Annotated in this window: 9 protein-coding genes; 7 read left to right on the forward strand and 2 right to left on the reverse strand. The window is 70.5% G+C overall.

The window, feature by feature from the left end; translation table 11 throughout:
- Positions 1-13: 13 nt before the first annotated feature.
- The 6 genes from FHR84_RS21860 (at position 14) to FHR84_RS21885 (ending at position 7,621) form a co-directional block, all read left to right on the forward strand.
- Positions 14-1,894: a helix-turn-helix domain-containing protein gene (locus FHR84_RS21860; protein ID WP_179537430.1), complete on the forward strand. Its 1,881-nt coding sequence runs from the start codon at positions 14-16 to the stop codon at positions 1,892-1,894.
- 271 nt (positions 1,895-2,165) lie between these two features.
- Positions 2,166-3,695, forward strand: a complete 1,530-nt coding sequence (crtI, locus tag FHR84_RS21865) for a phytoene desaturase family protein (RefSeq protein ID WP_179537431.1) — start codon at positions 2,166-2,168, stop codon at positions 3,693-3,695.
- Positions 3,692-4,678 (forward strand): phytoene/squalene synthase family protein, encoded by a 987-nt coding sequence (locus FHR84_RS21870; RefSeq protein ID WP_179537432.1) that lies wholly within the window; start codon positions 3,692-3,694, stop codon positions 4,676-4,678. Before crtI ends, FHR84_RS21870 begins: the two co-directional genes overlap by 4 nt.
- A gap of 3 nt (positions 4,679-4,681) precedes the next feature.
- On the forward strand, positions 4,682-5,260 hold the full coding sequence (idi, locus tag FHR84_RS21875; protein ID WP_179537433.1) for an isopentenyl-diphosphate Delta-isomerase: 579 nt from the start codon (positions 4,682-4,684) through the stop codon (positions 5,258-5,260).
- 82 nt (positions 5,261-5,342) lie between these two features.
- Positions 5,343-6,044, forward strand: coding sequence for a class I SAM-dependent methyltransferase (locus FHR84_RS21880; protein ID WP_179537434.1), 702 nt, complete (start codon positions 5,343-5,345; stop codon positions 6,042-6,044).
- On the forward strand, positions 6,041-7,621 hold the full coding sequence (locus FHR84_RS21885; RefSeq protein WP_179537435.1) for an FAD-dependent oxidoreductase: 1,581 nt from the start codon (positions 6,041-6,043) through the stop codon (positions 7,619-7,621). The genes FHR84_RS21880 and FHR84_RS21885 overlap by 4 nt, the downstream gene beginning before the upstream one ends.
- A gap of 120 nt (positions 7,622-7,741) precedes the next feature.
- On the opposite strand, the gene FHR84_RS21890 is transcribed toward FHR84_RS21885, so the two are convergent.
- Positions 7,742-8,764 (reverse strand): Rieske (2Fe-2S) protein, encoded by a 1,023-nt coding sequence (locus FHR84_RS21890; RefSeq protein ID WP_179537436.1) that lies wholly within the window; start codon positions 8,762-8,764, stop codon positions 7,742-7,744.
- Positions 8,765-8,961: 197 nt separating this feature from the next.
- The gene (locus FHR84_RS21895) at positions 8,962-9,279 is read right to left on the reverse strand and encodes a hypothetical protein (RefSeq protein WP_179537437.1); all 318 of its coding nucleotides are present in this window, start codon (positions 9,277-9,279) and stop codon (positions 8,962-8,964) included.
- 299 nt (positions 9,280-9,578) lie between these two features.
- Here FHR84_RS21895 and FHR84_RS21900 point away from each other — a divergent pair, with 299 nt between their 5' ends.
- Positions 9,579-10,022, forward strand: coding sequence for a universal stress protein (locus FHR84_RS21900; protein WP_179537438.1), 444 nt, complete (start codon positions 9,579-9,581; stop codon positions 10,020-10,022).
- Positions 10,023-10,131: the final 109 nt, after the last annotated feature.

A 10,131-nucleotide genomic window follows, 5' to 3' on the forward strand; every position in this document is an offset into this window, starting at 1 on the left:
GAGGATGAGCGCCATGCACGAGCCGGCCGAGCACCTGTTGCGCCTGTTCGAACTGCTCGTGGAGGACGGGGACGAGGAGCAGCTCGCCGAGGTGGTCACGGCGGCGCGCGCCCGCGATCCGCGGCGGGAGCACTCGGGATTGGTCGAGCGTGCCGGCGAGCTCGCCCTGCGGCTGCGACGCACCCTGGAGGAACGACGCCGCCACGAGTCCGAGTTGGCCGCGCTCTTCGACACCGCGGGGGACCTGGCACGCGTGCGGGACCCGGACGCGGTGCTCGGCGCCATCGTGCACCGCGCCAGGACACTGCTGGGCACCCACGTCGCCTACCTGAGCCTCAACGACGAGGACGCCGGGACGACCTACATGCGGGTCACGGACGGATGCGTCTCGGAACTGTTCCAGCGGGTGCGGCTGGGCATGGGCGAGGGGCTCGGCGGGTTGGTGGCCCAGACCGCGCTGCCCTACTCCACCGGAGCCTACTTCGCCGACACCCGCTTCACCCACACCGCCGTGATCGACGAGGCGGTGCGGGACGAGCGGCTGGTCGCCATACTCGGGGTTCCGCTCGCAGTGGGGGGTTCGGTGATCGGGGTGCTCTACGCGGCCGAGCGGACGGGACGCGATTTCTCGCAGGACGAGGTCACCCTGCTGTCCTCCCTCGCCGACCACGCCGCGATAGCCATCGACAACGCCGGGCTGCTGCAGGAGACCCGAAACGCGCTCGAGGAACTGCACACCGCCCACGAGACGATCCGCGAGCACAACGTCGCGATGCGTCGCGCGGAACGCGCCCACGACCGGCTCACCGACCTCGTGCTGCGCGGGGGCACGGTCGACGACATCGCGGAGGCGGTCGCCGGTGTGCTGGGCGGCGGCATCGTGGTGCACGACGCGGAGGGGACCGAGCTGGCCTGCGCTGAGACGGCTCCGCTGCCGTGGCCGCGTTCCGCGGTGCACCGCTCCGGGAACAGCGGCAGGGCGGTCCAGTGGGGTGCGAACCTGGTGTGCGCGGCGCTGGCCGGCCCCGAGCCGCTCGGCAGCCTGACCCTCGTCGGGTGCGGCGAGCTCACCGACGCCGACCGGCGGCTGTTCGAACGGGCCGGAGTGGTGACCGCGCTGGTGCTGCTGATCCGGCGACGCACCGCCGAAGCCGAGCAGCGGGTGCGCGGTGACCTGGTCACCGAGCTGCTCAGCGCTCCCTCCCGCGCCCGGGTCGGATTGCCGGACAGGGCACGTCGCGTCGGGGTCGAGCCGACGGGTGACAAGGTGGTGCTGGTCGCCTCGGCCGATGTCGCCGATCGTGAGCGGTTGGTCTCGGCGGCTTCCCGCTACGCGGAACAACGCGCGGGACTGGCCGGAGTCCATCTCGACCACCTCGTGGTGCTGCTGCCCGGAGCGGACGCGGGCGACAGGGCGCACGAACTCGCCCACGGGCTCGGCTGTTCGACGTCCCGAAGGGTCACCGTCGGCGCGGCCGGCCCCGTGGACGGGCTCGAGGAAGTCACGCGCGGCTACGAGGAAGCACGCCGCTGCTTGGACGCCCTGATCGCGCTGGGCAGGACCGGCGCCGGTGCCGCACTCGCCGATCTGGGCTTTCTCGGTGTGCTGCTCGGCGATCGCGGTGATCTGGACGGGTACGTGGAACGCGCTCTCGGGGCCGTGCTGGACTACGACTCCCGGCGTGGGACCGAGCTGCTGCGTACGCTGCGTGGCTACTTCGACTGCGGGAGAAGTCCGAACCGGACCGCGCGCGAGCTGCACGTGCACGTGAACACGGTCGGACAGCGCCTGGAGCGAATCTCAGCGATACTCGGCTCGGACTGGCAGTCCCCCGAGCGTTCCCTGGAGATCCAGCTGGCCCTCCGGCTACACCGCTTGCGGGCGGGGAGCTGAGCCGGGGCCCGGAGCGCCGTTCTCGCCCGGACACCGGCCGGAGGGCGGCTCACAACCGAACCGGACGGGATCACCCTTACCTCCGGGGGCGTGGACTCCCTCGTTCGTGTCGGAGATCTCAGCGGCCGGCCCGGACGAACCGGAGGCGAGAATTTGAAGGGACTCAAGCGGCTTTCTAGACTGAATCGCGCGAACACGGACGGTTTTCCCGATCATCCGTCAGGATCAGCACATCCCAACGCACTCACCCCGTTCCGGAGGAAGACGTCGCATGCGGACCGTAACCGGACCCACCGATCACGTAGTCGTCGTGGGGGCTGGGCTTTCCGGTTTGGCTGCCGCGCTGCATCTGCTCGGGGCGGGACGCGAGGTCACCGTCGTCGAGCGCGAGACGACACCGGGCGGACGGGCGGGGCGACTGGACCTCGCCGGATACCGCATGGACACCGGCCCCACGGTGTTGACCATGCCGGAGCTGCTGGACGAGGCGCTCGGAGCGGTCGGCGAATCGGTACACGAACGGCTCGAGCTGATGCCGCTGGACCCAGCCTACCGCGCCTGGTTCGCCGACGGCTCCGGCATCGACGTGCGCACCGACGGTCACGCGATGGAGCAGGAGGTCCGCGAGTTCGCCGGACCGGCCGAGGCGGCAGGCTACCGGAAACTGCGCCAGTGGCTGCACCGGCTCTACGCGACCCAGTACAGGACCTTCATCGACGCCAACTTCGACTCGCCGCTGAACCTGGTGGAACCGAACCTCGCCCGGCTCGCCGCGCTCGGCGGCTTCGGCAGCCTGCACCGGGCCATCGGACGTTTCCTCGACGACGAACGGCTCAAGCGCGTGTTCTCGTTCCAGTCCCTGTACGCCGGTGTCGCACCGCACGACGCCCTGGCCGCTTACGCGGTGATCTCGTACATGGACACCGTGGGCGGTGTCTACTTCCCCAGCGGGGGCATGCGGGCCGTGCCGGACGCCCTGTCCGGTGCCGCGACCGAGGCCGGCGCGACCATGCGCTACGGCAGTGCGGTCGAACGGCTGGAACGCGACGGCTCGCGGGTGACGGCCGTGCACACCGATCACGGGGAGCGCATCCCGTGCGACTCGGTGGTGCTGACCCCCGATCTCCCCGTCTCCTACGGTCTGCTCGGTCACACGCCACGACGGCCCCTGCGGATGCGCGCCGCCCCCTCGGCGCTGCTGATCCACACCGGCACCGACCGTGAGCAGCCGCTGCTGCGGCACCACACCCTTTCGTTCGGAACGGCCTGGAAGCGCACTTTCAAGGAGCTGACCCGCCAGGGGCGGTTGATGACCGACCCCTCGGTGCTGATCACCAATCCGACACGCAGCGATCCGTCCCTGGCCCCGGAAGGCAGGCATCTGCACCACGTGCTGGTGCCCTGCCCGAACCTGGAGCTGGCGGGGCAGGACTGGCAACGCATCGCCGAGGGCTATGCGCAGGAGACGATCGAGCTGCTGCAGGACCGGCTCATGCCCGGTTTCGGCTCCTCCATAGAGGTGAGTCGCATCGTGACACCGCAGGACTGGGCCGCGCGGGGACTGCTCGCGGGCACCCCGTTCAGCGCGGCCCACACCTTCCCGCAGACGGGGCCTTTCCGCCCGCGCAACCTGGTGCGCGGGCTGGACAACGCGGTGCTCGCGGGCTGCGGGACCACGCCGGGGGTGGGCGTCCCACCGGTGTTGATCTCGGGAAAACTGGCGGCCCGGCGCATCCTGGGCGACGAGCGCGGCAGCGGTTCGGCCACGCGCACCACGGACCTCGGAGCGGGCCGGCGATGAGCGCGCACGAGCTGGACGCGGCCGGTATCCGCGACCACGGTCTCAGGGCCGCTTACCGGGACTGCCGCTCGCTCAACTCAGCGCACGGCCGGACCTACTTCCTGGCCACGCGCATGCTCCCCCCGGCGAGAAGACCCGCGATCCACGCCCTGTACGGGCTGGCGCGTCAGGTGGACGACATCGTCGACGACCCCTCGGACACGCTCGATCACGAAACCAGGCGGGTGAGACTGGACCAGCTGTCCACCGAGCTCGACTCCGCCCTCGGGGGCGGGCACAGCGATTCCCCCGTCGTTTCCGCCGTGGCCGACACGGCGCGGCGCTACGGCATCGAGCACCGACACTTCACGGCCTTCATGTCCGCCATGCGGCAGGACCTCACCGTCACCGACTACCCGAACCGCCGCGCGCTGGACGAGTACGTGCACGGCTCGGCCGAGGTGATCGGGCTGGAGGTGCTTCCGGTGCTCGGAACCGAGGTCCCCAGGAGCCGGGCCGCCCCCTACGCCGCCGCGTTGGGGAACGCTTTCCAGCTCACCAACTTCCTCCGCGACGTCGGGGAGGACCTGCGGCGCGGCCGGGTGTACCTGCCCGCCGACGAGCTCGCGGTGTTCGACGTCGACCGGCAACGTCTGTACCGGTGTCTGCGGGACGGCCGCCCCGACCGTCAGGTGCGCCGCGCGCTCGGCGATCAGGTGGCGCGCACCAGAGCTCTGTACCACTATGCCGCGAGCGGTATCGAAATGCTCGATCCGATAGCCCGACCGTGTATTTCCACCGCTTATACCCTTTACGGTGAGATCTTGGACCGGATCGTGGAGTCGGATTACGACGTTTTCGCCAACCGGGTGTCGGTGTCCGGAGCACGTAGACTCGGCGTGGCCCTCACGGGCGCGGCCGAGGTCGCGAGTGCCCGGATCCGCGCACGGTCGACGGAAGCGCGCGAACACATGTCTTCCTTTTCGACGTTGGGTGGCCCCTAGACGATGAATTCGACTCTGTCCACCTCCGCCACGGAACTGGTCGTCCTGCTGGACGAGACCGCCAATCCGGTCGGTACAGCTCCCAAATCCGAAGTGCACCACGGTTCGACCCCGCTGCATCTCGCCTTTTCCTGCTACGTGTTCGACCAGCGGGGCAGGCTGCTGGTAACCCGTCGGGCCCTGGACAAACGAACCTGGCCCGGGGTGTGGACCAACTCCTGCTGCGGTCACCCCTCCCCCGACGAGGAGATGGAGCAGGCCGTGCACCGCAGGGTCGGCCAGGAGCTGGGGATCCGGATCGGCGAACTGCGGGTCCGACTGCCCGACTTCCGCTACCGGGCGGTCGACGTCACGGGAACGGTGGAGAACGAGGTGTGCCCGGTGTACACGGCGGTCACCACCGAAGAAGTGCGCCCGGACCCGGCGGAGATCGCCGACTCCACCTGGACGGAGTGGGCGGACTTCGTGAGCCTCGCCCACCGGACGCCGTGGGCGATCAGCCCGTGGGCCGCCGAACAGATCCCGTTGCTCGAACCGGAACTCGGAGGGAACAGTGCGGCGGGGGAACCGCGGGCGAGGTGACGAGCGCGCCGGGATTCGAGCGCGGCGTCGGCCCCGGCAGGGGCCGACGCGGCCGCCCGGGGACGGCTCTTCGGACTATCCGGTGGTCGGGGGGTTCGAACGGGCGGCCGAACGTTACGACCTGCTCGTGGGGCTCTCCCCCGGGTACCACGGGGCGCTCACCCGTTCGGCCGCCCGGCTGCGGTGCCCGGACGGTGGACGCGGGCTGCGGCTGCTGGACGCCGGTTGCGGGACCGGAGCTTCCACCGCCGCCCTGTTGCGGGTGGCCCCGCACGCCCGGATCGTCGCCGTGGACGCCTCGGCCGCGATGCTGCGCAGGGCACGGAGGAAGTCCTGGCCCTCCACGGTCGAGTTCGTACACGCCTCCCTGGAGGAGCTCGACCGGGCCGGTGTTCGGGGCCCGTTCGACGGTGTTCTCGCGTGCTATCTCCTCCGGAACCTCCCCGCGCCGGAACGCGGGGTGCGGCTGCTGCGTGACCTGCTCGTCCCCGGTGCGCCGCTGGCGCTGCACGAGTTCTCCGTGCGCGGCCGCCCCTCCGCCCGCCTGATCTGGACGGTGGTGTGCTGGTTCGTGATCATCCCGCTCGGCCGTGCGGCAACGGGACGTTCCGGCCTGTACCGCTATCTGTGGCGCAGCGTGCTGGAGTTCGACTCGACATCGGAGCTGGTGGAACGAATGCGGCGCAACGGTTTCCACGACGTCCGGGTCGGGGCGATGCCGGGTTGGCAGCGCGGCATCGTGCACACCGTGCTCGGCCGACGACCGTCTTTGGAGCAGGCTTGACCGGAATCCGCCGGAAGACCACCGGGCGAACCGGATCGGAGGCGATCCTGCCCGGCCGCGATCCCAAAGCGGTGCTGCACCCGGCACCCCCCGGGCACGCCGACGCGGGGCGTTTCGGCACACCGCCCCGGGTCGTGGTGGTCGGCGGCGGCATCGCCGGGTTGTCCGCCGCCGTCGGCCTGGCCGAGCGCGGCGTCGCGGTGACCGTGCTGGAGCGGGAGCCCTACCTGGGAGGCCGGGTCGGGGGGTGGTCGACCGAACTGGCCGACGGTTCGACCGTCGGGATGAACCGTGGGTTCCACGCCTTCTTCCGGCAGTACTACAACCTGCGTGCGCTGCTGCGTCGCGCCGACCCGCGGCTCGCGGGGCTGGTGGGGCTCTCCGACTACCCGCTGGTGCACAGCGCGGGGTACCGGGACACCTTCGCGGGACTGCCGCGGACTCCCCCCTGGAACGCGTTCGCTTTCGTGGCCCGGAGCCCGACGTTCGGTTGGAGGGACCTTCCACGTCTCGGCACGCGTGCCGCGCTTCCGCTGGCCCAGGTCTCGCTGCCCGAGATCTACCACCGGCTGGACCACCTGGACGCCGCGACGCTGTTGGACCGGATCCGCTTCCCGGCAGCGGCCAAGCACCTGGCCTTCGAGGTGTTCTCCCGCAGCTTCTTCTCCGCTCCGCAAGAGCTGTCCGCCGCTGAGCTCGCCACGATGTTCCACATCTACTTCCTCGGTTCCAGCGAGGGGCTGCTGTTCGACGTCGCCTCCGACACGTTCCCGGAGGCGCTGTGGGAACCGCTGGGCAACCACCTCGGTTCCCTGGGGGCTTCGGTGCGGACGAGCACCCGCGTCACCTCCGTCGTTCCCGGCGGTTCCGCCCGGTTCGAGGTGCGGACCGACTCGGGAGGCCTGGAAGCCGACGCCGTCGTGCTCGCCACCGACACCACCGGACTGCGCGATGTCGTGCACCGTTCCCCCGAGTTGGGTGCCCCCTGGTGGCGCGCTCGGATCGGGCGGCTGCGGCAGGCCCCGCCCTTTCTCGTGTCCCGGCTCTGGCTGGACCGCCCGGTGCGGAAGGACCGCCCCGGGTTCCTCGGTACCAGTGGCTACGGTCCGCTGGACAACGTCAGCGTCCTGGAACGCTACGAACGGGACGCGGCCCGATGGGCCGGTCTGCGCGGCGGATCCGTGGTCGAACTGCACGGTTACGCGCTTCCGGGAGAGCCGAGCGTGGACCGGTTGCGCTCCAGGATGCTGGCCGAACTCGCCAGAATATATCCGGAGACCTCGGTCGCCGGGATCGTCGACGAACGGCACGAGCTGCGGGAGGACTGTCCGCTCTTCCCGCCGGGCGGTTTCCCCGAACGCCCCTCGATCACCACTCCCGATCCCGCTCTCGTGGTGGCCGGTGACCTGGTCCGGGTGGATCTTCCGGTCGCGCTGATGGAACGCGCGGCGACGAGCGGGATGCAGGCGGCCAACGAGCTGCTGCGCGGTTGGGGGATCCACGGGCACGCCCTGTGGAGCGTGCCCGACCGGGGCCGTTCGGCCGCGTTGCGGGGGCTGACCGTCGACCGCCGCTGAAGTTTTCCGTCCGGTTCGACCAGCAGGACCGTGCTGGCCCGGTTGTCGTAGGCACTCACTTGGCGGAACCTCTCGCCGGCTCTCGCCGCGGATGCCCCGAGCTCGGGGCGTTCTCCCCTGTCAGCCGGGGAACCGTCCGGTGCTGCGCAGCTCGTAACGCCGTTGCGCGTAGGCGAGGTCGTCGACCCACAGCCGGAGTGCCACCCGCCGGATCAGCGGACGAAGCAGTGCCGCAGCGGGCAGCACCGCGCGGAAGCCCCTGCGCCGCGAGTGGGCGACGGTGGCTTCCACGACGGCGGTGCGCGGTTCGCCTCTCGAGTCCGTCCCCAGCGGGGTGGCGTGGGTTTCCACCACGCTGCCCGCGCCCTCCCCCTCGAGGATGCGCATCACGACGGTGCGTGGCTCCGGGCAGGTGAACCCCGCCGTGACCGGAACGCCGACCCCCGGGAACACCTTGAAGGTGACCAGGACCTCGAAGAAGTCGTCCTCCTCCGTGCTGTCGACCGCCGGAGCGTGCCGCACGCTGAGCTCGGCGAACGAGTACGGGTGGAACCAGGATCCGTGCCAGGGGTCGAGTCGGTTGGCCACGATGTCGTCGGGTTCGCACACGCCAGCCGTGGTCGCCACTTCGGCGATGCTCTCCCGCAGCGCGGGCCGCCGCGGCACCACCGGTGACTCGAGCGGTCGTTCACCGCCGACCGAATCCAACCGCACCCACGCCAGCACACCGTCGTCGTGGGTGGGGAACGGAGTCCATCCCGGACCGCCGCGCTCGGTCAGCCGCAGCCCGTGCCACCTGCAAACGAGTTGACCGCGGTCCACCGCCCCCTCCCCGAGCGGCGCTCCCAGGTGGGGGCAGATCCCCGGACCGGCGTGGAGCCCGCCGTCCGGCGTCCGCCAGGCCACCACTTCGATACCGCCGATCGTCCGGGTGAACGGCTCGTCGTTTCCGACCTGTCTGCTCCCGGCCAGCACGAACCAGTTTCCCGCCGGACGGGCCCTGGCACGTTCGAGCGCGGCCGCGATCGTCGAGGGGCGGGCCGAACGCCACGTCCCCTTCTGCGCGGCCCATTCAGGATTGCGCAGCCTCCGGAACGGGGAAGCACGATTCCGTGCCCGGTTCCTTCCCGAGTGCCCGACCATCGCGGACTCCTTAGTTCGCCGCACGACATCCGGTGGACGACCGGACGGGACGGCGGCGAGACTAGCGCGTCCGGAGCCAGCACGCGCGGATCCGATTCACTTCGCGCGTCGTGTCGTCCTGCTCCGGGCCCGGTAGGGCCCGGTACCGGGGCCCCTCTGCGACGAACCGTGCTCGCGCCGGGCGGTGTGCGCTCGATTCAGTCCTCGTCGCGCAGGGTCTGCGCGGCACGTCGCGCGCACTCGCCCAGGTCGGCGGCGGCGGCCGCGGCCTGATCCATCGCGATGTGCGCGGGGCGCTGTTCGGGAATCCCCGGGTTCTCGTAACGTTTGGCCAGTCCGTCCAGCAGCGTGGCGAGCCGTTCCCCGATGACGGTGACCGTCCGTAGCAGCTCGTAGGCGATCTCGTACTTGGTCTCGGTGTCCCGCTCGGCGTCGAGTTCACGAACGGCCTGCTTCAGTCGGTCAGCGTCATGGGCCACCACACTCCAGGTGGGTGCTTCCGTGGTTCTGTCCATCAGTGTCTTCCCCCAATTACCGCGTTCCCCGCGGAACGGGTCGGGTCACCGTCCGGACTCCCTTCGGAGACCGTTCCAAAGTCGAAACACCGTATTCGGCGCAGAAGTCCCTCGCCCGTGTTAACGAACGTAGTCATGAACCACTCAGATCACAATCCGATTTCGAATAGTATATGTGAAACCACCGTGTGACCTTTCACGCTACTGCGGCGTCCACGACGGATTCGTGCGACAGTCGTGATGAGGACGAGAGCCGCGACAGAACCGCGATGCAGGACCGCCGGAACGGACGGTGCGCGATGAGTGAGGACAGCAAGATCGTCGTGGGTGTGGACGGTTCGGCTTCGTCACTGGCCGCCCTGGACTGGGCGCTCGGTCAGGCCGAGCTCACCGGGAGCACGGTCGAAGCCGTCACCGCCTGGGAGTACCCGGCCTTCTACAGCTGGGAAGGGGGCGCGATATCCCCGAGGGAGTTCGAGAGCGCCGCCAGTGTGACCGTCGAGGACGCGGTGGACAAGGCCGTGGACCGCCGAAGTTTCCCGCCCCGGGTGCGGACGAAGGTGTGCCAGGGCGACTCGGCGCAGGTGCTGTTGGACATCGCCGCGGCAACCGACCTGCTCGTCGTCGGCAGCCGCGGGCACGGCGGGTTCGTGGGCGCCCTGCTCGGCTCGGTCAGCCACAGGTGCACTCAGCACGCCCGCTGCCCCGTGGTGGTCGTGCACGCCCAGGGGGAACGTGGCTGAACGGTGTCTTCCGTTCCCCCGCCGCAGGTGCCCGCCGAGCGGAACCGCCCGCGACGGTGCCGACTTCCCGGGGGGGGGTGTGCTTCGGCGCCGCCCGCGCCGAGGAAAG

The sequence above is a fragment of the Actinopolyspora biskrensis genome (assembly GCF_013408175.1).
Taxonomy (GTDB): Bacteria; Actinomycetota; Actinomycetes; order Mycobacteriales; family Pseudonocardiaceae; genus Actinopolyspora; species Actinopolyspora biskrensis.

Excerpts from the sequence above, each read along its gene's own strand:
- FHR84_RS21860 (WP_179537430.1), top strand. The coding sequence starts at position 14 with ATGCACGAGCCGGCCGAGCACCTGTTGCGCCTGTTCGAACTGCTCGTG.
- crtI (WP_179537431.1), top strand. The coding sequence starts at position 2,166 with ATGCGGACCGTAACCGGACCCACCGATCACGTAGTCGTCGTGGGGGCT.
- FHR84_RS21870 (WP_179537432.1), top strand. The coding sequence starts at position 3,692 with ATGAGCGCGCACGAGCTGGACGCGGCCGGTATCCGCGACCACGGTCTC.
- idi (WP_179537433.1), top strand. The coding sequence starts at position 4,682 with ATGAATTCGACTCTGTCCACCTCCGCCACGGAACTGGTCGTCCTGCTG.
- FHR84_RS21890 (WP_179537436.1), bottom strand. The coding sequence starts at position 8,764 with ATGGTCGGGCACTCGGGAAGGAACCGGGCACGGAATCGTGCTTCCCCG.
- FHR84_RS21895 (WP_179537437.1), bottom strand. The coding sequence starts at position 9,279 with ATGGACAGAACCACGGAAGCACCCACCTGGAGTGTGGTGGCCCATGAC.
- FHR84_RS21900 (WP_179537438.1), top strand. The coding sequence starts at position 9,579 with ATGAGTGAGGACAGCAAGATCGTCGTGGGTGTGGACGGTTCGGCTTCG.